Annotated in this window: 20 protein-coding genes; 4 read left to right on the forward strand and 16 right to left on the reverse strand. The window is 59.4% G+C overall.

Annotated elements, in window-relative coordinates:
* Positions 1–90 precede the first annotated feature (90 nt).
* The 11 genes from BFL40_RS08590 to mtnA form a co-directional block, all read right to left on the reverse strand.
* Entirely contained in the window at positions 91–324 is a 234-nt protein-coding gene (locus BFL40_RS08590; protein WP_071483560.1) for a lipopolysaccharide assembly protein LapA domain-containing protein, read from the reverse strand.
* Between the two features lie 24 nt (positions 325–348).
* Positions 349–645: an integration host factor subunit beta gene (ihfB, locus tag BFL40_RS08595; protein ID WP_003218804.1), complete on the reverse strand. Its 297-nt coding sequence runs from the start codon at positions 643–645 to the stop codon at positions 349–351.
* 132 nt (positions 646–777) lie between these two features.
* Positions 778–1,062, reverse strand: coding sequence for a hypothetical protein (locus BFL40_RS08600; protein WP_071483561.1), 285 nt, complete (start codon positions 1,060–1,062; stop codon positions 778–780).
* A 157-nt stretch (positions 1,063–1,219) separates the two neighbouring features.
* Positions 1,220–2,914, reverse strand: coding sequence for a 30S ribosomal protein S1 (gene rpsA / locus BFL40_RS08605; protein ID WP_071483562.1), 1,695 nt, complete (start codon positions 2,912–2,914; stop codon positions 1,220–1,222).
* A 119-nt stretch (positions 2,915–3,033) separates the two neighbouring features.
* On the reverse strand, positions 3,034–3,723 hold the full coding sequence (gene cmk / locus BFL40_RS08610) for a (d)CMP kinase (protein ID WP_012722932.1): 690 nt from the start codon (positions 3,721–3,723) through the stop codon (positions 3,034–3,036).
* On the reverse strand, positions 3,720–5,930 hold the full coding sequence (locus BFL40_RS08615) for a bifunctional prephenate dehydrogenase/3-phosphoshikimate 1-carboxyvinyltransferase (RefSeq protein ID WP_071483790.1): 2,211 nt from the start codon (positions 5,928–5,930) through the stop codon (positions 3,720–3,722). The genes cmk and BFL40_RS08615 overlap by 4 nt, the downstream gene beginning before the upstream one ends.
* A 28-nt stretch (positions 5,931–5,958) precedes the next feature.
* Positions 5,959–7,071, reverse strand: a complete 1,113-nt coding sequence (gene hisC / locus BFL40_RS08620) for a histidinol-phosphate transaminase (protein WP_071483563.1) — start codon at positions 7,069–7,071, stop codon at positions 5,959–5,961.
* A gap of 9 nt (positions 7,072–7,080) precedes the next feature.
* A complete protein-coding gene (pheA, locus tag BFL40_RS08625; protein ID WP_003218812.1) occupies positions 7,081–8,175 on the reverse strand; it encodes a prephenate dehydratase in 1,095 nt (364 codons plus the stop codon).
* A complete protein-coding gene (serC, locus tag BFL40_RS08630) occupies positions 8,175–9,260 on the reverse strand; it encodes a 3-phosphoserine/phosphohydroxythreonine transaminase (RefSeq protein ID WP_071483564.1) in 1,086 nt (361 codons plus the stop codon). Before serC ends, pheA begins: the two co-directional genes overlap by 1 nt.
* Positions 9,261–9,371: 111 nt before the next feature.
* On the reverse strand, positions 9,372–12,035 hold the full coding sequence (gene gyrA, locus BFL40_RS08635) for a DNA gyrase subunit A (protein WP_071483565.1): 2,664 nt from the start codon (positions 12,033–12,035) through the stop codon (positions 9,372–9,374).
* A gap of 303 nt (positions 12,036–12,338) precedes the next feature.
* Complete coding sequence (gene mtnA / locus BFL40_RS08640; protein WP_071483566.1) at positions 12,339–13,403, reverse strand: S-methyl-5-thioribose-1-phosphate isomerase; 1,065 nt, start codon at positions 13,401–13,403, stop codon at positions 12,339–12,341.
* A gap of 109 nt (positions 13,404–13,512) precedes the next feature.
* Between mtnA and BFL40_RS08645 the strand changes: the two genes are divergently transcribed.
* From BFL40_RS08645 to BFL40_RS08660, 4 genes are all read left to right on the forward strand, one after another.
* Complete coding sequence (locus BFL40_RS08645; protein WP_071483567.1) at positions 13,513–14,844, forward strand: TRZ/ATZ family hydrolase; 1,332 nt, start codon at positions 13,513–13,515, stop codon at positions 14,842–14,844.
* A gap of 63 nt (positions 14,845–14,907) precedes the next feature.
* Positions 14,908–15,606: a bifunctional 2-polyprenyl-6-hydroxyphenol methylase/3-demethylubiquinol 3-O-methyltransferase UbiG gene (ubiG, locus tag BFL40_RS08650; RefSeq protein ID WP_017734479.1), complete on the forward strand. Its 699-nt coding sequence runs from the start codon at positions 14,908–14,910 to the stop codon at positions 15,604–15,606.
* A 4-nt stretch (positions 15,607–15,610) separates the two neighbouring features.
* Positions 15,611–16,282: an N-acetylmuramic acid 6-phosphate phosphatase MupP gene (mupP, locus tag BFL40_RS08655; RefSeq protein WP_071483568.1), complete on the forward strand. Its 672-nt coding sequence runs from the start codon at positions 15,611–15,613 to the stop codon at positions 16,280–16,282.
* Between the two features lie 41 nt (positions 16,283–16,323).
* Positions 16,324–17,064 (forward strand): YciK family oxidoreductase, encoded by a 741-nt coding sequence (locus BFL40_RS08660; protein ID WP_071483569.1) that lies wholly within the window; start codon positions 16,324–16,326, stop codon positions 17,062–17,064.
* A gap of 197 nt (positions 17,065–17,261) precedes the next feature.
* On the opposite strand, the gene BFL40_RS08665 is transcribed toward BFL40_RS08660, so the two are convergent.
* The 5 genes from BFL40_RS08665 to BFL40_RS08685 are packed head-to-tail and all read right to left on the reverse strand — an operon-like array spanning position 17,262 to position 22,528.
* Entirely contained in the window at positions 17,262–18,776 is a 1,515-nt protein-coding gene (locus BFL40_RS08665; protein ID WP_071483570.1) for an ABC transporter substrate-binding protein, read from the reverse strand.
* On the reverse strand, positions 18,758–19,777 hold the full coding sequence (locus tag BFL40_RS08670; RefSeq protein ID WP_071483571.1) for an ABC transporter ATP-binding protein: 1,020 nt from the start codon (positions 19,775–19,777) through the stop codon (positions 18,758–18,760). Before BFL40_RS08670 ends, BFL40_RS08665 begins: the two co-directional genes overlap by 19 nt.
* Entirely contained in the window at positions 19,774–20,730 is a 957-nt protein-coding gene (locus BFL40_RS08675; protein ID WP_071483572.1) for an ABC transporter ATP-binding protein, read from the reverse strand. The genes BFL40_RS08670 and BFL40_RS08675 overlap by 4 nt, the downstream gene beginning before the upstream one ends.
* The gene (locus tag BFL40_RS08680; protein WP_071483573.1) at positions 20,727–21,584 is read right to left on the reverse strand and encodes an ABC transporter permease; all 858 of its coding nucleotides are present in this window, start codon (positions 21,582–21,584) and stop codon (positions 20,727–20,729) included. Before BFL40_RS08680 ends, BFL40_RS08675 begins: the two co-directional genes overlap by 4 nt.
* Positions 21,581–22,528 (reverse strand): ABC transporter permease, encoded by a 948-nt coding sequence (locus tag BFL40_RS08685; protein ID WP_071483574.1) that lies wholly within the window; start codon positions 22,526–22,528, stop codon positions 21,581–21,583. The genes BFL40_RS08680 and BFL40_RS08685 overlap by 4 nt, the downstream gene beginning before the upstream one ends.
* Position 22,529: the final 1 nt, after the last annotated feature.

Below are 22,529 nucleotides of genomic sequence, written 5' to 3' on the forward strand. Positions count from 1 at the left end.
GCCCAAACGGGCTTGATCTGGGATGCGACTGCTGACGAGTCGAGGGCAGCAACCCGCCACGATAACTACCAAAGGCAAGCGCTCAAACGGTCATGTAGCTTGCTTACGACGCACCTTGCGCTTGACCAGCACCCCAAGAAGGGGACCTATCAGCATCCCAGCAATCAATGCCAATGTAACAAACACCGCTACCGGCAATTGCACGGTACTCCACCCCAGGAACGACAACGCAACTCCCTGCTGATTCTCCAACACAAACGCCAACACTGCCAAGACAGTAAGGAGAACGGCCAACACCAACAAAACGCGCTTAATACCACGCATAACTTACCCCCACCCCAAAACCACTCAGACGCCTTCTTCCTCGTCTTCGTTCACTCGATCGCGCAACTCCTTGCCTGGCTTAAAGTGCGGCACGAATTTGCCATCAAGGCTGACAGACTGCCCGGTTTTCGGGTTACGACCTACACGCGGCGCACGGTAGTGCAAGGAAAAGCTACCAAACCCTCGAATTTCAATCCGATCCCCGGTAGCCAGACACTGGGACATTTGCTCAAGCATGGTCTTGATAGCCAACTCGACATCCTTCGATGAGAGCAGCCCTTGATGGGTGACAATTCGTTCGATCAACTCCGACTTCGTCATATTTTTCCCTTCTTTTTCAAGCAGCTAGGAAAAGCGCTTCGAAGGTTTTAGCATGACTTGATGAATTTGAACAGCCCACTCGACAACTTATCTACAGGATAGATAGGGTCCCGCAACAGGCGTCCTGAAGCCTCAATTGCAGATCACCAACATGGTGCGGGTTACAGCGCCGGCGGGGTTCCAGCCAAACAGGTAGCCATCCTCTTCGTCCTTGGCGTCGCTGGATCGGGTGATAACCTTATAGCCCTGCACCTTGCACTCTCGGGCAGCCCGCCCCTCACACTTGTCCCAACTGGAGCCGAGCCCCGAGCAATCAATCTCGATGCCGCTGACACCACGCTTGGCATGGGTCTTGGCACTGGTGGCAGTGCACCCGACAAGCATCACTGCTGCGAACACTACGATAAGCTTGTTCATTTAAATCCTTATTGAAGCAACAACAGAATCGCCGTTCTTAAGACTATAGCCAGTTCTAACACTGAGCTATAGACCCAGCGTCCCGCCTGTTGATTCAACAAATTCCAGGCACAAAAAAGGGCGACCGAAGTCGCCCTTTTTTATGGTCTGACAGAACTTAGTTCTGTTTTTCCATTTGTGCACGCAGCAGGTCGCCCAGAGTGGTCGGACCAGCAGCAATTTCAGAGGTAGCTGGCTTATCGCGCAGGCTCTGGATTGCTTCTTTCTCTTCAGCATCGTCTTTCGACTTGATGGAGAGCTGGATTACGCGGCTCTTGCGGTCAACGCTGATGATCTTGGCTTCTACTTCCTGGCCTTCTTTCAGAACGTTACGTGCGTCTTCAACGCGGTCACGGCTGATTTCGGAGGCTTTCAGAGTCGCTTCGATATCGTCGGCCAAAGTGATGATGGCGCCTTTAGCGTCAACTTCTTTCACGATGCCTTTAACGATTGCGCCTTTATCGTTGTCCTGAACGTATTCGGAGAACGGATCGCTTTCCAGTTGCTTGATACCCAGGGAGATACGCTCGCGCTCTGGGTCAACCGACAGGATAACGGTGTCCAGCTCGTCGCCCTTCTTGAAACGACGAACAGCTTCTTCGCCAACTTCGTTCCAGGAGATGTCGGACAGGTGAACCAGACCGTCGATGCCGCCATCCAGACCAATGAAGATACCGAAATCGGTGATCGACTTGATGGTGCCGGAGATTTTATCGCCCTTGTTGAACTGGCCAGAGAAATCTTCCCATGGGTTAGATTTGCACTGCTTGATGCCGAGGGAGATACGACGACGCTCTTCGTCGATGTCCAGAACCATAACTTCCACTTCGTCGCCGACTTGTACGACTTTCGAAGGGTGGATGTTTTTGTTGGTCCAGTCCATTTCGGAAACGTGTACCAGGCCTTCCACGCCTTCTTCCAGCTCAGCGAAGCAGCCGTAGTCGGTCAGGTTGGTAACACGCGCGGTTACGCGAGTGCTTTCTGGGTAACGAGCCTTGATAGCAACCCATGGATCTTCACCCAGTTGCTTCAGGCCCAGGGAAACACGGTTGCGCTCGCGATCGTATTTCAGAACCTTGACATCGATCTCGTCGCCAACGTTGACGATTTCGGAAGGATGCTTGATACGCTTCCAAGCCATGTCGGTAATGTGCAGCAGGCCATCGACGCCACCCAGATCGACGAATGCGCCGTAATCGGTGAGGTTTTTGACGATACCTTTGACTTGTTGGCCTTCCTGCAGGGATTCCAGCAGAGCTTCACGCTCGGCGGAGTTCTCTGCTTCCAGGACGCTGCGACGGGAAACGACAACGTTGTTGCGCTTCTGGTCGAGCTTGATGACCTTGAATTCGAGTTCTTTGCCTTCCAGGTGCGTGGTGTCGCGCACTGGACGAACGTCGACCAAAGAACCTGGCAGGAACGCACGGATGCCGTTAACGTCGACAGTGAAGCCGCCTTTAACCTTACCGTTGATAACGCCCTTAACCACTTCTTCAGCTGCGAAGGCTGCTTCGAGAACAATCCAGCATTCAGCGCGCTTGGCTTTTTCACGGGACAGCTTGGTTTCACCGAAACCGTCTTCAACCGAGTCCAGAGCAACGTGAACTTCGTCACCGACATTGATAGTCAGGTCGCCAGCATCGTTGTAGAACTGTTCCAGCGGGATCAGAGCTTCAGACTTCAGACCAGCGTGAACGGTTACCCAGCGAGCTTGGTAATCGATATCAACGATAACACCGGTGATGATGGAGCCAGCCTGAAGGTTCAGGGTTTTTAGGCTTTCTTCAAAGAGTTCCGCAAAGCTTTCGCTCATTTTAATTCCTGTTGATGAGGGCGAAGAATACGCCCATCTCCACACCCCAGACGGTGTGGGTTAGTTTCAATTAAAAGAAGCACCACAGGACTATGACTGGTCCCCTGCAGCCTTCTTGGTCACCCGGCGATATCGCGAATGGCGATCTCGCTCATGATGCGTTCCAGCACCTGCTCGATGGACAACTCCGTGGAATCCAGTTGTATGGCATCAGCCGCCGGCTTGAGCGGGGCTACTGCGCGCTGGGTATCACGCTCATCGCGTGCACGGATCTCATCTAGCAGACTCGACAGACTAACACCATCGACTTTTCCCTTCAACTGCAAGTAGCGACGGCGAGCCCGCTCCTCGGCGCTGGCGGTCAGGAAAATCTTCAACGGCGCTTCGGGAAACACGACGGTTCCCATGTCACGGCCATCGGCCACCAGGCCCGGCGGCTCCTGAAAAGCCCGCTGACGCTGCAACAGCGCGTCACGCACGGCCGGCAGCGCGGCAACCTGGGAAGCCCAGGAACCGACTTGCTCATTACGCAAATCATCAGTCACATCATCCCCTTCCAGGATGATGCGCTGGGGATGACCTTCCGTCGCCCCGACGAACTGCACATCAAGGTGCGCCGCCAGCAGCTTCAGGGACTCTTCATTGGTCAGGTCGACGCCATGGTTGCGTGCGGCAAATGCCAGCAGACGGTACAGCGCGCCGGAATCCAGCAGGCACCAACCCAAGCGCTTGGCCAGGATGCCGGCGATTGTGCCTTTGCCCGAGCCACTTGGCCCGTCGATGGTAATCACCGGTGCTTTGATATTCACAATTGAGCCTCTTGGGCAACACGGATGCCGACATGGGCACACAGTGTAAGAAAATTCGGAAAAGATGTAGCAACGTTGGCGCAATCGCGGATACGAATCGGCGCCGCCGCCCGTAGGGAGGCCACACTGAACGCCATGGCAACCCTGTGATCACCATGCGCGTGCACTTCACCACCGCCGATCGGGCCACCGTCAATGATAATCCCATCAGCGGTTGGTTCACACTTCACGCCCAGCGCCAGCAGACCGTCAGCCATGACCTGGATACGGTCGGACTCCTTGACCCGCAGCTCTTCGGCACCACGCAATACCGTTCGCCCTTCGGCGCAGGCCGCTGCAACGAACAACACCGGAAACTCGTCAATCGCCAACGGCACCAGCGCCTCGGGAATCTCTATACCTTTCAAGGCAGCGGCACGCACACGTAGATCGGCAACCGGCTCGCCGCCCACCTCTCGCGGGTTTTCCAGGGTGATATCCGCGCCCATGAGCCGCAGAATATCGATCACCCCGGTACGCGTCGGGTTGACGCCGACATGCTCCAGCAACAGCTCGGAACCCTCGGCAATCGAAGCCGCCACCAGGAAGAATGCCGAAGAGGAAATATCCCCTGGCACTTCTATATGTGTGGCCGTCAATGCATGGCCCGACTCGACCGACGCCGTAGACCCTGCCACCGCAACCGGATAGCCAAATCCACGCAACATCCGCTCAGTATGGTCGCGGGTCGGCGCCGGCTCGGTCACCGAGGTTTTGCCTTGGGCATACAAGCCGGCCAGCAACAGGCAGGATTTAACCTGCGCACTGGCCATCGGCATCGAATAGGCCAACCCCTTGAGCGCCTGACCACCGCGAATAGTCAGCGGCGGACGCCCCTCCGGCCCGGTCTCAATCACCGCGCCCATTTCCCGCAACGGCTTGGCCACGCGGCTCATAGGGCGCTTGGACAGCGAAGCATCGCCGGTCAACACACTGTCAAAACGTTGTGCCGCCAACAACCCGGACAACAGGCGCATGGATGTACCGGAGTTACCCAGGTAGATCGGCCCCGGCGCCGGTTTCAAACCCTGCAACCCCACCCCATGGATCGTCACACGGCCATGGTGCGGCCCTTCGATGACTACGCCCATGTCACGAAATGCCTGCAAGGTCGCCAAGGCATCTTCGCCCTCGAGGAAACCTTCAACCTCGGTCACGCCTTCGGCCAATGAACCGAGCATGATCGAGCGATGGGAGATCGACTTGTCGCCCGGCACTCGAATCTGCCCGCTCAAGCGGCCACCCGGGTTGGCGAGGAAAGTCTGCTCATCGGCGTTCACTGCAGTTTCCATATAAGCCCGGCGAGCCAGGATCTTGCTGAAATGCTCACGCGCCACCCGCGCACGGGTAAACACGCCTAATAATTGATGGCCATCGCCTGCATCGACCGCGTCACGCAAGGCGTCGAGATCACTGCGGAAGGTGTCCAGGGTACGCAACACTGCTTCGCGATTGGCAAGGAAGATGTCGTGCCACATCACCGGATCACTGCCGGCAATCCGAGTGAAATCACGGAAGCCACCGGCGGCGTAACGGAAAATATCAAGATTTTCGTTGCGCTTGGCCAGTGAATCCACCAGGCCAAAGGCCAGCAGATGCGGCAAATGACTGGTAGCCGCCAGTACTTCGTCGTGACGCTCGACCTGCATATGCTCGACATCCGCGCCCAGCTCGCGCCATAGGCGATCCACTACCGCCAAGGCCACCGGGTCGGTTTGCTCAAGTGGCGTCAGAATCACTTTATGACGACGGAACAACTGCGCATTGGACGCTTCCACCCCGCTCTGCTCGGAGCCGGCAATCGGGTGGCCCGGCACAAAGCGCGCCGGCATGCCGCCAAACGCCTGTTGCGCCGCCCGCACCACATTGCCCTTGGCGCTGCCGACGTCCGTCAGGATCGCCTGCCCGAGATCCATACCAGCCAACAACGCCAGCAACTTTTCCATCGCCAGGATCGGCACGGCGAGCTGAATCACATCCGCGCCCTGGCATGCGAGTGCCAGGTCTGCTTCACAGCGATCCACTACGCCCAGCTCCACCGCCAACTTGCGCGATTGCGGGTCCAGGTCCACACCGACCACTTCGCCGCACAGCCCGCTTTCACGCAGGCCTTTGGCGAAGGAGCCGCCGATCAACCCCAGGCCGACCACCACCAGGCGACCGATCATAGGCACAACAGGTTGCAATGCAGTGACATCAACCACGGGCCAAAACCTTGGCCAGCGCCTCCAGGAAGCGGCTGTTTTCAGCCGGCAAACCGATGGTGATACGCAAGTGGTTCGGCATGCCGTAGTTCGCGACCGGGCGCACGATCACACCTTCGCGCAACAGGCCTTGGAAAGCGGGAGCCGCTACCTGATCGAGGTCAACGCAGATGAAGTTACCTTTGGACGGAATCCAGCCCAAACCCAGCTCACGGAAGCCTTCCTGCAGTTGCAGCATGCCGCTTTCGTTGATGCGACGGCCTTCTTCCAGGTACTCGGCATCTTTCACCGCCGCACACGCCGCCGCCAAGGCGAGGCTATTGACGTTGAACGGTTGGCGCACGCGGTTCAGCACATCGGCAACCACCGCGGTGGACAAGGCGTAGCCGACCCGCAGCGACGCCAAGCCATAAGCCTTGGAGAACGTACGTGACACCAGCAAGTTCGGGTAGGCGGCCAGGAAGTCCAGACCGTCCGGCAAATCGCTGCCCTCGGCGTACTCGATGTAGGCCTCGTCCAGCACCACCAGCACGTGCTCCGGCACGCCTTGCAGGAAGTCGTCCAACGCTTGCGCATCGAACCAGGTACCGGTCGGGTTATTCGGGTTGGCGATAAACACCACGCGAGTTTGCGCGTCGATTGCCGCCAACATCGCGGGCAGGTCGTGCCCCCACTCTTTTGCAGGAATAACGCGCGCGTCGGCTCCGACAGCCTGAGTGACAATCGGATAGACAGCAAACGCGTGCGCACTGAACACCGCATTCAAACCCGGCGCCAAGTAAGCACGGCCGACCAGCTCAAGAATGTCGTTGGAACCGTTACCCAGGGTCACCTGGTTCAGCTCAACACGGCACTTCTGCGCCAGCAGCGACTTGAGGGCAAACCCATTACCGTCTGGATAACGAGTCAGCTCAGCCAACTCTTCACGAATCGCAGCCAACACCTTGGGGCTCGGGCCCAACGGGTTTTCGTTACTGGCCAGCTTGACGATCTTTGCCGGATCCAGACCCAACTCACGCGCCAACTCGTCCACAGGCTTGCCCGGAACGTAAGGCGACAGTTGTTGCACGCCCGGCTGAGCCAGGGCGAGGAAGTTGCCACTCATGTTAAAGCCTCACAAAACCGCTTTCGGGTAAGAGCCCAGCACCTTGAGTGCCACGGCCTCCTGACTGATTTTCTCCAGCACACCTTTGACCAGCGGGTCGCGGTGATGGCCGACGAAGTCGATAAAGAACACATAAGTCCATTTACCGCTGCGCGAAGGGCGAGTCTCGATTCGCGTCAGGTCAATCCCGTTATCGTGGAACGGCACCAGCAGCTCATGCAGCGCGCCGGGCTTGTTGCTCATGGAGACGATGATCGACGTTTTGTCGTCGCCGGTTGGTGGCACTTCCTGGCTGCCGATCATCAAAAAGCGCGTGGAGTTATCCGGGCGGTCCTCGATTTTTTCAGCCAGGCGCGTCAAGCCATACAGACCTGCGGCCATATCACCGGCGATCGCCGCCGAATTCCACTCACCCTTGACCCGCTTGGCCGCCTCGGCGTTGCTGGACACCGCCACACGCTCGACATTCGGGTAATGCGCGTCCAGCCACTTGCGGCACTGGGCCAGCGACTGCGCGTGGGAGTAGATACGGCTGATGCTGTCGGTCTTGGTGTTCTCACCCACCAGCAGGTGGTGGTGGATACGCAGCTCGACTTCGCCGCAAATCACCATGTCGTGCTCAAGGAAGCTGTCCAGCGTGTGGTTGACCGCGCCTTCGGTGGAGTTTTCCACCGGCACCACACCAAAATTCACTGCACCGGCCGCCACTTCGCGGAACACTTCGTCGATCGCCGCCATTGGCTTGCTGATCACCGCATGGCCGAAGTGCTTCATGGCCGCAGCCTGGGTGAAGGTGCCCTCAGGACCAAGGTAGGCCACTTTCAGCGGCTGCTCGAGCGCCAGACACGAAGACATGATTTCACGGAACAACCGCGCCATCTCTTCGTTGCCCAATGGGCCCTTGTTGCGCTCCATTACACGCTTGAGCACTTGGGCCTCACGCTCAGGCCGGTAAAAAACCGGCACTTCGCCTTCAGCCAAGGACGCCATCTTCACCCGCGCCACTTCCTGGGCGCACCGCGCACGCTCACTGATCAGCTCAAGGACTTTCTCGTCCAGGCTGTCAATGCGCACACGCAGGGCCTTGAGTTCTTGTTCAGACATTAGCCATGTTCCTTTTCGAACTCTGCCATGTAGGCAACCAGCGCGTTGATGGCGTTGATGTCGACGGCGTTGTAGATGGAGGCGCGCATGCCACCGACCGAGCGGTGACCTTTGAGGTTCAGCAGGCCACGCGCGTCGGCACCCGCCAGGAACGGCTTGTCCAGGCGGTCATCCGCCAGGCGGAACGGCACGTTCATCCACGAGCGGTCGGTCAGGTTGATCGGGTTGCTGTACAGGCCGCTGGCGTCGATGAAGTCGTACAGGGTGCGCTTCTTCTCTTCGTTCAGCTTGCCCATGGCAGCCACGCCACCCTGCTCTTTCAGCCACTCAAACACCAGGCCCGACAAGTACCAGGCAAACGCCGGCGGGGTGTTGTACATCGAGCCGTTGTCGGCCGCGACCTTGTAGTTGAGCATGGTCGGGCACAGCGAACGGGCGCGACCCAGCAGGTCTTCACGGATGATATTGACCAGAATGCCGCTCGGACCAATGTTTTTCTGTGCGCCAGCATAGATCATGCCGTACTTGGACACATCGATCGGGCGCGAGAGGATGTCCGAGGACATGTCGCACACCAGCGGAACATCACCCACTTCCGGCACCCAGTCAAACTCCAGGCCGCCGATGGTTTCGTTCGCTACGTAGTGAACATAGGCAGCATTCTTCGACAGCTTCCACTCGTTCTGACCCGGAATGGCGAAGTAGTCGTAAGGCTTGGCAGTACCCGCCACATTGACATGACCGTAACGGGAGGCTTCTTCAATGGCCTTCTGGCCCCAGATACCGGTGTCGATATAGTCGGCAGTGCCATCTTCCGGCAGCAGGTTCAGCGGCAACTGAGCGAACTGCTGGCTCGCACCACCTTGCAGGAACAGCACTTTGTAATCGGATGGGATGTCCAGCAAGTCGCGCAGATCCTGCTCGGCCTTGGTGGCGATGGACACGAACTCATCGCTGCGATGGCTCATTTCCATCACGGAGAGGCCTTTTCCATGCCAGTCGAGGAGTTCACCCTGCGCACGCTGCAGGACTGCTTCAGGAAGCGCCGCGGGACCGGCACAGAAGTTATAGGCTCTCTTGCTCACATCCAATCTCACTCTGATCTGGTGGGGTGGTGCAATAAATCGGTAGTTTCAATATTTCAAACGGGACAAACAACAAGGGGGCGAATCTTCATCCGCCCCCTGTGTGTCCGCTTATTCCTGCGGTTCTTCTTCGTCTGCGGCAGCGTCGAGTGGTTGCTCGTCGACGCCGTCATCGGCATCACCGATCACCTGCCCCTCGAGTGCAATCCCCTCTTCGCCTTCCAGCTCCTCGCCTTCGACTTCCGATGGCTCCTGAACACGCTCCAGGCCTACCAACGTTTCGTCGTTGGCCAGCTTGATCAAGGTCACACCCTGAGTGTTACGACCCAGGCTCGACACTTCATCAACCCGAGTACGCACCAGGGTGCCCTGGTCGGAAATCAGCATGATTTCCTCGCCATCCAGCACCTGGACCGCACCGACCAGACGGCCGTTGCGATCGTTGCTGACCATGGCGATAACGCCCTGGCCGCCACGCTTGTACTCAGGGAACTCGCTGATCGCCGTACGCTTACCGTAGCCGCGGGCCGAAGCGGTGAGGATCTCGCTACCTTCTTCCGGAATCAGCATCGAAATCAGCTTCTGCCCTTCAGGCAGACGCATGCCGCGCACACCGCGGGCGGTACGGCCCATGGCACGTACGTCGGATTCCTTGAAGCGCGTCACCTTGCCGCCGTCGGAGAACAGCATGACTTCACGCTCGCCATCGGTGATGGCTGCGGAGATCAGCACGTCACCTTCGTCCAGCTCCAGGGCGATCAGGCCCACGCTGCGTTGACGGCTGAAGGATTCCAGAGGGGTCTTCTTCACGGTGCCTTTGGCGGTGGCCATGAAGATGTAGTGACCTTCGGTGTATTCCTCAACCGGCAGCATGGTGGTGATGTATTCATCACTGTCCAGCGGCAGCAGGTTGACCAACGGACGACCACGGGCGGCGCGGGAGGCTTCCGGGATTTCGTAGGTTTTCAGCCAATACACCTTGCCCTTGCTGGAGAACAGCAGCAGCGTGGTATGGCTGTTGGCGACCAGCAGGTGAGCGATGTAGTCCTCATCCTTCACGCCAGTAGCCGATTTACCTTTACCGCCACGACGCTGGGCTTGGTACGCAGCCAATGGCTGGGTCTTGGCATAGCCACCGTGGGAGATGGTCACAACGCGCTCTTCTTCCGGGATCATGTCACCCAGGGTCAGGTCGAGACGGGCATCGAGAATCTCGGTGCGGCGCACGTCGCCGTATTCGGCGCGGATCACTTCCAGTTCTTCGCGGATCACTTCCATCAGGCGCACAGCACTGTTGAGGATGCGGATCAACTCGCCGATCTGGTTGAGGATCTCCTGGTACTCGGCCAGCAGCTTCTCGTGCTCCAGACCGGTCAGGCGGTGCAGGCGCAGTTCCAGGATGGCCTGGGCCTGTTCCGGCGACAGGAAGTATTTGCCTTCGCGCAGACCATATTGCGGGTCCAGGGTCTCAGGGCGGCAGGAGTCGGCACCAGCGCGCTCAACCATTGCCACTACGGCACTGGATTCCCACGGCATCTTGATCAGTGCTTCTTTCGCTTCCGACGGGGTCGGCGAAGCCTTGATCAGAGCGATGACCGGGTCGATGTTCGACAGCGCAACTGCCTGACCTTCCAGGATGTGGCCACGCTCGCGAGCCTTACGCAGCTCGAACACGGTACGGCGGGTGACCACTTCGCGACGGTGACGTACGAAAGCTTCCAGCAGATCCTTGAGGTTCAGGATGCGCGGACGACCGTCGATCAGTGCAACAACGTTGATACCAAACACGCTTTGCAGTTGGGTCTGGGCATAGAGGTTGTTGAGGATCACCTCAGGCACTTCGCCACGACGCAGCTCGATCACCACGCGCATACCGTCTTTGTCGGACTCGTCGCGCAGCTCGGTGATGCCTTCCAGCTTCTTCTCTTTAACCAGCTCGGCGATCTTCTCGATCAGACGCGCCTTGTTCAACTGGTAAGGGAGTTCGGTGATGACGATCTGCTGGCGGCCACCGACCTTGTCGATGTCTTCGATCATCGAGCGGGCGCGCATGTAAATACGGCCACGACCGGTGCGGTAGGCTTCGATGATACCGGCGCGACCGTTGATGATCGCGGCGGTCGGGAAGTCCGGACCAGGGATGTATTGCATCAGCTCATCGACGGTCAGCTCAGGGTTGTCGATGAGGGCCAGGCAACCGTCGATGACTTCACCAAGGTTGTGTGGCGGGATGTTGGTGGCCATGCCCACGGCGATGCCGCTGGAGCCGTTGACCAGCAGGTTGGGAATACGGGTCGGCATGACCGCCGGGATCATTTCGGTGCCGTCGTAGTTCGGCACCCAGTCCACGGTTTCTTTATGCAGGTCAGCCAGCAGCTCGTGCGCCAGCTTGGTCATGCGCACTTCGGTGTATCGCATGGCCGCGGCGTTGTCGCCGTCGACCGAACCGAAGTTGCCCTGGCCGTCTACCAGCAGGTAGCGCAGGGAAAACGGCTGAGCCATCCGAACGATGGTGTCGTACACCGCAGTGTCGCCGTGAGGGTGATACTTACCGATCACGTCACCGACAACACGGGCAGATTTCTTGTACGGCTTGTTCCAGTCGTTACCCAGCTCGCTCATCGCGAACAGCACACGCCGATGCACGGGCTTCAAGCCATCGCGCGCGTCAGGCAATGCTCGACCGACAATTACGCTCATCGCGTAGTCGAGGTAGGACTGTTTCAGCTCGTCTTCGATATTGACCGGGAGGATTTCTTTGGCCAGTTCGCCCATGAGAAGCCTGATTCCTTTTTCGGGTGAAACCTCGTCACATCCATATGGGACGAACGAAGCTCGCCGCTGCCGGCAGAGTGCCTGACAACGACTTACGACAAATCAACGAGTTATGACACGGATCTGCACGTTATAGGCCACCCCTCGGGGTGGCCCTGGAAACCGCCGGATGTTATCACAATCGCCGCCACGCACCTATCCCCCTGATGCGCATGGAGCATAGTAAGTTGACGGATGACAGGCTTGAGGACGACGAGAGGGGCTCAGAGCTGGATCCAAGCCCAATTTCGGGGACAAATAGACTTAATGCAGGCGCTTACGACACATCAGTTTGGCCAGCTTGGCGGTGTCCGGTCGTTCGACAATGCCTTTTTCGGTCACGATCACGTCGATCAGGTCGGCCGGGGTCACGTCAAACACCGGATTGAAGGCACTCACATCAGCAGCAAAGCGCTGGCCGGCAACTTCCAGCAACTCACCGGCATCACGCTCTTCCAACTCAACGTCATCGCCAGCGGCCATCATCAGATCGAGTGTTGAACTCGGCGCCACCACCATAAAGCGCACGCCATGGTGCATGGCACACACGGCCAATTGATAAGTGCCGATCTTGCTGATCACATCACCGTTGGCAGCGATACAGTCGGCGCCGACGATCACCCAGGTCACGCCTTTGGTCTTGAGGATATGCGCACCGGCCGAGTCAGCATTCACCGTCACCGGGATACCGTCACCCGCCAGTTCCCAGGCCGTCAGCCGCGAGCCCTGCAACCATGGGCGGGTTTCGTTGACGTAGACCTGCTCGACCATCCCCTCCAGGAACGCTGCACGAATCACCCCCAGAGCCGTGCCAAAGCCGCCAGTGGCAAGGGCGCCAGCGTTACCATGGGTGAGGATCGCCTGGGCATTGCCCTGGTGCTTGCGGATCAACTCGACGCCCAATTGGGCCATGGTCAAATTGGCTTCTCGGTCACTTTCATGGATGGCGATGGCTTCGGCCTCCAGAACCGCCATCGGATCAGCGTGCTTTTTCACGCGATCCAGCCGGTCGCGCATGCGCTTCAGGGCCCAGAACAGGTTCGATGCGGTGGCCAATAAGGCGTAGTCCTCTTCCCACGCAGCCTGCCAGTCACCACCCTCGGCGATCCGCTCACGGGCGGCGAGTACCAAACCATAGGCGGCGCTGATACCGATGGCCGGCGCACCCCGCACCACCATCGAGCGAATGGCCGCAGCCACCTCTTCGACCGTGGAGCAGGCCACCCAGCTTTCCCTGGACGGCAAAGCGCGCTGATCGAGCAGGTGCAGCGCGCCATCACGCCAATCGATGGCCTTCACTTTCTCAGCAGCCAACAGTCGGTCGCGCATCCCTTACCCCGCACTCATGAACAAAAGCCGCCGATTATAGCGATCCGCCAGCCAGGACGCTCGGGTATACTTCGCCCTTCTTTTATAGCTGCCCGGGAAGAAGCCTGCGATGACCTCCACTGCCGCCCCGCTCGACTTACTGCTACTGCCGACTTGGCTGGTACCTGTCGAACCTGCCGGCGTGGTGCTCAAGGAGCACGGCCTGGGCATCCGCGATGGGCGCATTGCCTTTATCGGGCCGCGGGCCGCAGCCTTGAAGCTGGCGGCGACCGAGGTGCGCGAACTGCCGGGCATGCTGCTCAGCCCCGGCCTGATCAATGCCCACGGGCATGCGGCGATGAGCCTGTTTCGCGGCCTGGCCGACGACCTGCCGCTGATGACCTGGCTGGAAAAGCACATCTGGCCCGCCGAAGCTAAATGGGTCGATGAAACCTTCGTGCGCGACGGCACCGACCTGGCCATTGCCGAGCAGCTCAAGGGTGGCATCACCTGTTTCTCCGACATGTATTTTTATCCCAAGGTCGCCAGCGACTGCGTGCACAACAGCGGCATGCGCGCGCAAATCGCGATTCCAATCCTCGACTTCCCGATTCCCGGCGCCAGCACCCCCGACGAGGCGATTCGCCAGGGCGTCGAGCTGTTCAGCGACCTCAAGCACCATCCACGCATCAAAATCACCTTCGGCCCCCACGCCCCCTACACCGTGTGCGATGAAAACCTGGAAAAGATCCGGGTCATGGCCGAGGAACTGGACGCCTCCATCCAGATGCATGTGCATGAAACCGCCTTTGAAGTACAACAAGCCGTGCAACAGACCGGCGAGCGGCCCTTGGCGCGCCTGGGTCGCCTCGGGTTGCTGGGCCCACGCTTCCAGGCCGTTCATATGACCCAAATCAGCGAAGATGACCTGGCTTTGCTGGTAGAAAGCAACACCAGCATCATCCATTGCCCGGAATCGAACCTGAAACTGGCCAGCGGTTTTTGCCCGGTGGAGCGTCTGTGGCAGGCTGGTGTCAATGTGGCCATCGGCACCGACGGCGCCGCCAGCAACAATGACCTGGACTTGCTGGGAGAAACCCGTACCGCCGCGATGCTGGCCAAGGCCGTCGCCGGCTCGGCCACCGCCCTGGATGCCCACCGTGCCCTGCGCATGGCCACCCTCAACGGTGCCCGGGCCATGGGCCTGGAAAGTGAGATTGGCTCGCTTGAGGTCGGTAAAGCCGCCGATATCGTGGCCTTTGATCTGTCGGGACTGGCGCAACAACCGATTTACGATCCAGTCTCACAGCTTATATATGCCACTGGACGTGACTGCGTGAAACACCTTTGGGTCGCCGGCAAGCAGTTGCTCGACGACCGGCAATTAACCCGCATGGATGAACAACAGTTGATCGCCACGGCCATTGCCTGGGGAAAACGCATCAGCGGGCACAACGAATAACGCAGGTTTTGAACCTACGCTTCAAAACCTGCAAACCGATTTATCAGATTTAGAGGATTCACCATGAGCAACGTAGACCACGCCGAAATCGCCAAATTCGAAGCCCTGGCCCACCGCTGGTGGGACCGCGAGAGCGAGTTCAAACCCCTGCACGACATCAACCCGCTGCGGGTCAACTGGATTGACGAGCGCGTCAACTTGGCCGGCAAGAAGGTGTTGGACGTCGGTTGCGGCGGCGGCATTCTCAGCGAAGCCATGGCCCAACGCGGCGCTACCGTGATGGGTATCGACATGGGCGAAGCACCACTGGCCGTGGCCCAACTGCACCAGTTGGAATCCGGCGTAAACGTCGAATACCGCCAGATCACCGCCGAAGACCTGGCTGAAGAGATGCCGGAACAATTCGACGTAGTGACTTGCCTGGAAATGCTCGAACACGTGCCGGATCCGTCCTCGGTGATCCGCGCCTGCTTCCGTATGGTCAAGCCAGGCGGCCAGGTGTTCTTCTCCACCATCAATCGCAACCCCAAGGCCTACCTGTTCGCGATCATCGGCGCCGAATACATCATGAAGCTGCTGCCGCGCGGCACCCATGACTTCAAGAAATTTATTCGCCCCTCCGAGCTGGGCGCCTGGAGCCGCCAGGCCGGGCTGACCGTGAAAGACATCATCGGCCTGACCTACAACCCGCTGACCAAGCACTACAAATTGGCCAGCGACGTTGACGTCAACTACATGATCCAAACCCTGCGCGAGGAGTAAGCCTGTGAAGTTGCGAGCGGTTCTCTTCGACATGGACGGTACCCTGCTGGACACCGCGCCGGACTTTATCGCGATCTGCCAGGCCATGCGCGCCGATCGCGGGCTGACGCCGATCAACGACCAGCACATCCGCGACGAAATCTCCGGCGGTGCGCGGGCGATGGTCGCCGTGACCTTTTCGATGGACCCCGAGTCCCCAGGCTTTGAAGAACTGCGCCTGGAGTTTCTGGAGCGCTACCTCAAAGGCTGTGCGATCCACAGCAAACTGTTCGACGGCATGGCCGAATTGCTGGCGGACATTGAGAAGTCCAACCTAGTCTGGGGCGTGGTCACCAACAAGCCACTGCGCTTTGCCGAACCGATCATGCAGCAACTGGGCCTGGCCGAGCGTTCGGCACTGCTGATCTGCCCGGATCACGTGAAAAACAGCAAGCCGGACCCGGAGCCGCTGATCCTGGCGTGCAAGATGCTCGACCTGGACCCGGCCAGCGTGTTGTTTGTGGGTGATGACTTGCGCGATATCGAGTCCGGCCGCGATGCGGGCACCCGCACCGCTGCGGTGACGTTCGGCTACATCCACCCGGACGACAACCCGCGTAACTGGGGCGCCGATGTGGTGGTGGATCACCCACTGGAACTGCGTAAGGTGTTGGATAACGCACTCTGCAGTTGCTAATGCGCGAAATGGATTTTCTGTGAATTTTGTCGAGGTTGTTTATGTTTGATTACTCCGCACGTCCAGAACTGCTCAAAGGCCGGGTGATCCTGGTGACCGGCGCCGGTCGCGGGATTGGCGCGGCGGCAGCGAAAACCTACGCTGCCCATGGCGCCACCGTGCTGTTGCTGGGCAAGACCGAAGCCAACCTGGGCCAGGTGTATGACGAGATCGAAGCCGCCGGCCAACCGCAGCCGGTGGTGATTCCGTTCAACCTGGAGACCGCCCTGCCCCATCAATACGATGAGCTGGCGGCGATGATCGAAAAGGAGTTCGGCCACCTCGACGGCCTGCTACACAACGCCTCGATCATTGGCCCACGCACGCCGATCGAGCAGTTGTCCGGTGAGAATTTCATGCGGGTGATGCACGTGAACGTCAACGCGATGTTCATGCTGACCAGCACGCTACTGCCGCTGCTCAAGCTGTCCCAGGATGCATCAGTGGTGTTCACCTCCAGCAGCGTTGGGCGCAAGGGCCGGGCGTATTGGGGCGCTTACGGCGTGTCGAAATTTGCCACTGAAGGCCTGATGCAAACCCTGGCCGATGAGCTCGATACCGTTGCACCGGTGCGGGCTAACAGCATCAACCCAGGTGCCACGCGTACCAGCATGCGAGCCCAGGCGTATCCGGGGGAAAACCCGGCGGATAACCCGACGCCGGAAGAGATCATGCCGGTGTACCTGTACCTGATGGGGCCGGACAGCACGGGCATTAATGGGCAGGCGTTTGATGCTCAGTAAGCCACACCACTGAACCAAATGTGGGAGCCGTTTTTTGTGGCGAGCGGGCTTGCCCCGCGCCGGGCCGCAAAGCGGCCCCAGTACGGCCACGGCATATCTCCAGACAGAACGGAGAGGCAGGTTTAAGGGCTGCTTCGCAGCCCAACGCGGGGCAAGCCCGCTCGCCACAGGTCTCTCCCCACGTTGGGTTTAAAGGCTTAGTTTTTCACCACTTCCTCAAGCGTGAAGCGGCCCAGCGGGTTTTGCAGGAAATTGCTCACATTCTTACGTGAGATGTTGATGTACGGGCTGTAGTACAGGTCGATCCAGTTCACATCCTGTTTCGCCAACTTCTGCAGTTCGACATACATCTGCTCACGCTTGACCGGGTCCGCCTCGATCCGTGCCGCCGCCACCAGAGCCTTGACCTTGTCGTTCTTGTAGCGGGTCATGTAGTTCTGGTTGGTGTCGTGACCCAGGACGAAGGTGGTCTTCTGGTCCGGGTCGAGGATGTCGTTGGTCCAGTACATCACCGAGATATCGTACTCACCGTCCACCAGCATCTGCCAGCTTTGGGTCGGGTCGACTTTTTGCAGGTTGGCAGTCACGCCGACCTTGGCCAACTGGTCCTTGATAATCACCGCAATCTGCTCGTCGGCTTCGTTACCGGCGTTGACCACGTAGTTGAGCTTCAAGTCCTTGGCACCGGCATCTGCCAGCAGTTTCTTGGCTGCGGTCGGGTCGTACGGGCGTTGCAGGTTGTTGGCGTAGTGGAACAGCGAGCCTTTCGGGATGTAGGAATAGGCCACAGTGCCCTGACCGTAAGTGGCGGTCTTCACCAGCGATTGTTTATCGATGGCCATGTCCAGCGCCTCGCGCACTTCCTGCTTGGCCAGCAGACCGTGGGCGTGGTTGATCAGCAGGTGATCTTCACGGGTGGACGGGTCGGAGTGGATCACCACGTTCTTGTCTTTCTTCAGTTCTTCAACACGGGAGAACGGGACGAAAATCGCCGTGTCGAGTTCGTTGTTCTGCACCATGCGCATGCGGGTGTTGTCGTCGGTGACGGAGACCCATTCCACGCCATCCAGGCTCACGTTCTTGGCCTGCCAGAAGTTCGGGTTTTTCTTCAGGATGACCCGATCGCCTTTGCGCCACTCATTCACGGTAAACGCGCCTGACGTCACCGGGTTTTCCGAATAGGCGTCTTCGCCCATCGTGGTCATGGCTTTTTCCGACAGGATCGACACAGTCGGCGACGCCAATTGCGAGAGGAAGGCCACCGCCGGGGTTTTCAGGGTGACCACCAGGGTTTTCGGGTCCGCAGCCTTGGCCGTGTTGATCAGGCTGAACGGGTCGCTCCACAGCGAGGCCTTGTTGTCGCGGATACGCAACAGGCTGAACGCCGCATCGTCTGCGGTGATCGGCGAGCCGTCGGAGAATTTCGCATCACGCAGCTTGAAGGTGTAGGTCAGGCCGTCCTTGGAAATGTCCCAGCTTTCTGCCAGGCCCGGCTCCATCTTGGTCCCCAGGTTATCCACGCGTACCAGGGTGTCGTAGACGTTGGCGAATACCCAGGTGTCGCGGTTTTGCGCGCTTTTGATCGGGTCGAACGTAGTGCTGTCTTCACGGCAGCCGATGGTGAGTACACCGGCGGCCTGTGCGATACCGGCGGTCAGCGACCAGGCAGTGAGCGTGGCGGCGGCGAGCAACTTCAAGTGGCGGGATTGCATGTCATAACTCCTTGTTCATGAATGGCAGGAAGGGTCAACGGTTCTTCAAGCACGCAACTGTATCGATGCTCGTGCAGGAAATGGGTGGGCGGCAACACCACGGAACACATCGTCCGGGCATGCCGGCAACGCGGGTGAAAGGCGCAGCCCGTAGGCAAATTCAGCGGGCTCGGTGGCTCACCCGGCAAAGGTTCTGTAGGCAGAGGCCGGTGCGGATCGATCTCGGGAATCGCCTCGATCAACGCCGCCGTATACGGATGACGTGGCGAGGTAAAGACCGCCTCCACCGGCCCCTCTTCGACAATCTTGCCCAGGTACATCACCGCCACGCGGTCGCACAGGCGACGCACGATGGCCAGGTCATGGGCAATAAACAGGATCGCCAGGTTCATACGCTGCTGCAGTTCCAGAAGCAGGTTGATGATCTGGCCCTGGATCGACACATCCAGCGCCGCCACGCACTCATCGGCGATGATCAGGCGCGGCTCCACCGCCAGCGCCCGCGCAATACCGACACGCTGGCATTGGCCGCCGCTGAGGGAGCCGGGTTTGCGGCTGGCCAATTCTGGTCGCAGGCCGACCAGCTCGAGCAGTTCATCGACGCGCCCTGGAATCTGTTCCGGAGTGACTTTGCACTGTACCCGCAGCACTTCGGCGATGGTTTCTCCGACGGTGTGGCGTGGGTTCAGTGCGGCGTACGGGTCCTGAAAGATCATCGCGGTTTCGTGGCGCAGGCGGGCAATGTCGATCGCGCTGCCGTGGGCCATGTCGATGCCGTCGAACAACACCTGACCGGCGCTGATCGGATTGAGGTGCAAAATTGCCCGGCCCAGGGTGCTTTTGCCACTGCCGGACTCGCCCACCAACCCAAGGGTTTCGCCCGCCGCAAGGTTCAGCGAAACACCATTCACCGCCCTCACCCACTGCTTGTTCAGGCCAAACAAACCACTGCCGGAAGCGGCAAACCGCACTTCCAGATCCTTGATCTGCAACAGGCTCATGGGCGTGCTCCCAAGGGGTAATGACAGGCCACTCGCGCGCCTTCCGGCAGCAACTCGGTGCACAAGGCGCCAACCTGCGGGCAGCGCGGATTGAAGCGGCAACCAACGGGCAACGCATCCAGCAACGGCGGCTGACCGGGAATCGTGCGCAGCAAGGCATGCCCGCTGCTGTGGGCGGGTTGGCAGTCGATCAGACCAGCGGTATAAGGGTGTCGCGGATGAGCCAAGAGGTCGTATTTGCTACCGTGTTCGCACAGTCGCCCGGCATACATCACTGCGATGGAGTCGCAGGTTTGCGCCACCACGCCAAGGTCGTGGGTGATCATGATGATCGACAAGCCGCGACTGTCGCGCAGGTCCAGCAACAGACGCAGGATTTGCGCTTGCACGGTCACATCAAGGGCCGTGGTCGGCTCATCGGCAATCAACACTTTGGGATTGCAGCCCAATGCCACGGCGATCATCGCGCGCTGGCGCATGCCGCCGGAAAACTCGTGAGGGTAGTTGTCGACCCGCGCCTGAGGGTCGGGAATGCCGACCTGACGCAGCACGTCGATCGCTTGCAGGCGTGCATCTTTTTTCGATACACCCTGATGCAGGCGAATACCCTCGGCAATCTGCTCGCCGATACGCATCAACGGGTCGAGGTGGCTGCTGGGATTCTGGAAGATCATGCCCAACTGACCACCACGCACCGCGCGCATGCCCGCATCGTCCAGTGTCAGCAGGTCCTGACCCGCCAGCCGCACTGCGCCGCCTTGCACGCGCAGATTGGATGATGGCAACAGGCGCATCAGCCCACGACAAGCCATGGTCTTACCCGAGCCGCTCTCACCGACCAGACCGAGGATTTCGCCTTCAGCCAAGTCGAAGGACACGCGGTCGACCAAGGTGACATCACGCCCAGCGTTATTGGCAATCACGCTCAAGTCCTGCACTTGCAACAGGCTCATGAGCGATCCCCCAACACTTGCGCCACACCATCGGCCAGCAGGCTGAAACCCATGGCCAGGGTCACGATGGCAAGACCGGGAAAGGTGCAGATCCACCAGGCGGTGGTAATGAACGCCTGCCCTTCAGCCACCATCGTCCCCCATTCGGCAGTCGGCGGTTGCACGCCCAGGCCCAGGTAGCTCACGGCTGCACCATTGAGTAACACCAGCACTGCGTCAGACATGGAAAACACGATCGAGCCAAACATTGCGTTGGGCAGCAAATGCCGGAACAGGATGCGCCCATGGCCAAAACCCAGGCTCTTGGCGGCCAGGGCAAAGTCGCTTTCCTTGAGCACCAGAATCTGCGAGCGAATCAGCCGCGCATACGACACCCAGCCCACCAGCGCCATGGCGATATAGAAACTCTTCAAGCCCGGGCCGAGGATGGCCATGATCGCCAGCATCAGCACCAGGAACGGGAAGGCCAGAATCACGTCGATCACGCGCATGCAAAAGCTGTCGAAACGCCCACCGATATAGCCGGAGACCGCGCCGACAAAGGTGCCGATCATAAACGGGAAGATCACACCGACGATGGCCAACTGCAGGTCGATACGAGCGCCCCAGATCACCCTCGAAAGAATGTCCCGACCATAGTTATCCGTGCCAAATGGATGAGCCAGGCTTGGGGCCAACAAACTGAACTCGGTGTTCTGTGCAATCGGGTCATAGGGCGCGATCCACGGCGCAAACAGCGCCAGGGCAAACCACGTGAACAGGATCAACAGGCCCCACGCAGCGGTCAGCCGGCCGTTGCGAAAACCAAAACGCAGGCGCAAACGCCAGGGGGCAATCAGTGGGCGGCTGCTCATTGCATCTTCACCCGCGGGTCGAGGGCGACCGTGGCCACGTCAGCCAGGAAGTTGACCACCACCGTCGCGCACGCCAGCACCATCGCCACGCCCTGCACCACCATGTAGTCGCGTGTGAAGATCCCGCGCACCAGCAACTGGCCGATGCCGGGAATGGCGAACAAGCTTTCGATCACCACGGTGCCGCTGATCAGCCAACCAATGTTCACCGCCAGCAGGTTGACCGCCGGCACCAGGGAGTTGGGCAACACATGGCGGCGGAACACAGCGGCCTCCGACAACCCACGCGCCCGGGCGGCGGTGACGTGGTCAGCCTGCAACTCCATCAACATGCTCGCCCGCAGGTTGCGCACCAGCACTGCCGACAGCGCGAGCGCAATGGTCAAACACGGCAGGACCATGTGGTGAGCCTTGTCCACGAAGGTACGACCGTAGCCGGACACCGGGAACAACCCCCATTGCACACTCAGCAACAGGATCAGCATCAAGCCCAGCCAGAATGCCGGCATGCCCAGGCCGACCGTGGTGAACACACGGATCAGGTTATCCGCCCAGCCCCCCTTATTTCGCGCCGCCACCGTCGCCAGCGGCACCGCGATCAACAGCGCCAACACCACACTGCCCAGCACCAACACCAGCGTCGGCTCGATTCGGGTGACGATCAGCTTCAGGGCGTCGACCTTGTACAGCAGCGATTGCCCAAGGTCGCCCTTGAGCAAGTTTTTCAAAAAGTAGAAATATTGCAGCCACAAAGGCTGATCAAGGCCGTACTGGGCGCGGATCTTCAGCAAGGCATCCGGTGTACTGCGTGAGCCTAATAAGGCTCGCGCAGGATCGCCGGGAATCGAACGCACCAGCACAAAAGTGATCAGGCTGATGCCAAACAGCACCGGCAGCAATTGCAGCGGCCGGGACAGCACAAAACGATAACGCGCCAGGTTCATC

Source organism: Pseudomonas costantinii (assembly GCF_001870435.1).
Lineage (GTDB): Bacteria > Pseudomonadota > Gammaproteobacteria > Pseudomonadales > Pseudomonadaceae > Aquipseudomonas > Aquipseudomonas costantinii.

Bases quoted from the DNA above. Each gene is read 5' to 3' on its own strand.
- BFL40_RS08590 (WP_071483560.1), bottom strand. From the start codon at position 324: ATGCGTGGTATTAAGCGCGTTTTGTTGGTGTTGGCCGTTCTCCTTACT.
- ihfB (WP_003218804.1), bottom strand. From the start codon at position 645: ATGACGAAGTCGGAGTTGATCGAACGAATTGTCACCCATCAAGGGCTG.
- BFL40_RS08600 (WP_071483561.1), bottom strand. From the start codon at position 1,062: ATGAACAAGCTTATCGTAGTGTTCGCAGCAGTGATGCTTGTCGGGTGC.
- rpsA (WP_071483562.1), bottom strand. From the start codon at position 2,914: ATGAGCGAAAGCTTTGCGGAACTCTTTGAAGAAAGCCTAAAAACCCTG.
- BFL40_RS08615 (WP_071483790.1), bottom strand. From the start codon at position 5,930: ATGATCGGTCGCCTGGTGGTGGTCGGCCTGGGGTTGATCGGCGGCTCC.
- hisC (WP_071483563.1), bottom strand. From the start codon at position 7,071: ATGAGTGGCAACTTCCTCGCCCTGGCTCAGCCGGGCGTGCAACAACTG.
- pheA (WP_003218812.1), bottom strand. From the start codon at position 8,175: ATGTCTGAACAAGAACTCAAGGCCCTGCGTGTGCGCATTGACAGCCTG.
- gyrA (WP_071483565.1), bottom strand. From the start codon at position 12,035: ATGGGCGAACTGGCCAAAGAAATCCTCCCGGTCAATATCGAAGACGAG.
- mtnA (WP_071483566.1), bottom strand. From the start codon at position 13,403: ATGCGCGACCGACTGTTGGCTGCTGAGAAAGTGAAGGCCATCGATTGG.
- BFL40_RS08645 (WP_071483567.1), top strand. From the start codon at position 13,513: ATGACCTCCACTGCCGCCCCGCTCGACTTACTGCTACTGCCGACTTGG.
- ubiG (WP_017734479.1), top strand. From the start codon at position 14,908: ATGAGCAACGTAGACCACGCCGAAATCGCCAAATTCGAAGCCCTGGCC.
- BFL40_RS08660 (WP_071483569.1), top strand. From the start codon at position 16,324: ATGTTTGATTACTCCGCACGTCCAGAACTGCTCAAAGGCCGGGTGATC.
- BFL40_RS08665 (WP_071483570.1), bottom strand. From the start codon at position 18,776: ATGCAATCCCGCCACTTGAAGTTGCTCGCCGCCGCCACGCTCACTGCC.
- BFL40_RS08670 (WP_071483571.1), bottom strand. From the start codon at position 19,777: ATGAGCCTGTTGCAGATCAAGGATCTGGAAGTGCGGTTTGCCGCTTCC.
- BFL40_RS08675 (WP_071483572.1), bottom strand. From the start codon at position 20,730: ATGAGCCTGTTGCAAGTGCAGGACTTGAGCGTGATTGCCAATAACGCT.
- BFL40_RS08680 (WP_071483573.1), bottom strand. From the start codon at position 21,584: ATGAGCAGCCGCCCACTGATTGCCCCCTGGCGTTTGCGCCTGCGTTTT.
- BFL40_RS08685 (WP_071483574.1), bottom strand. From the start codon at position 22,528: ATGAACCTGGCGCGTTATCGTTTTGTGCTGTCCCGGCCGCTGCAATTG.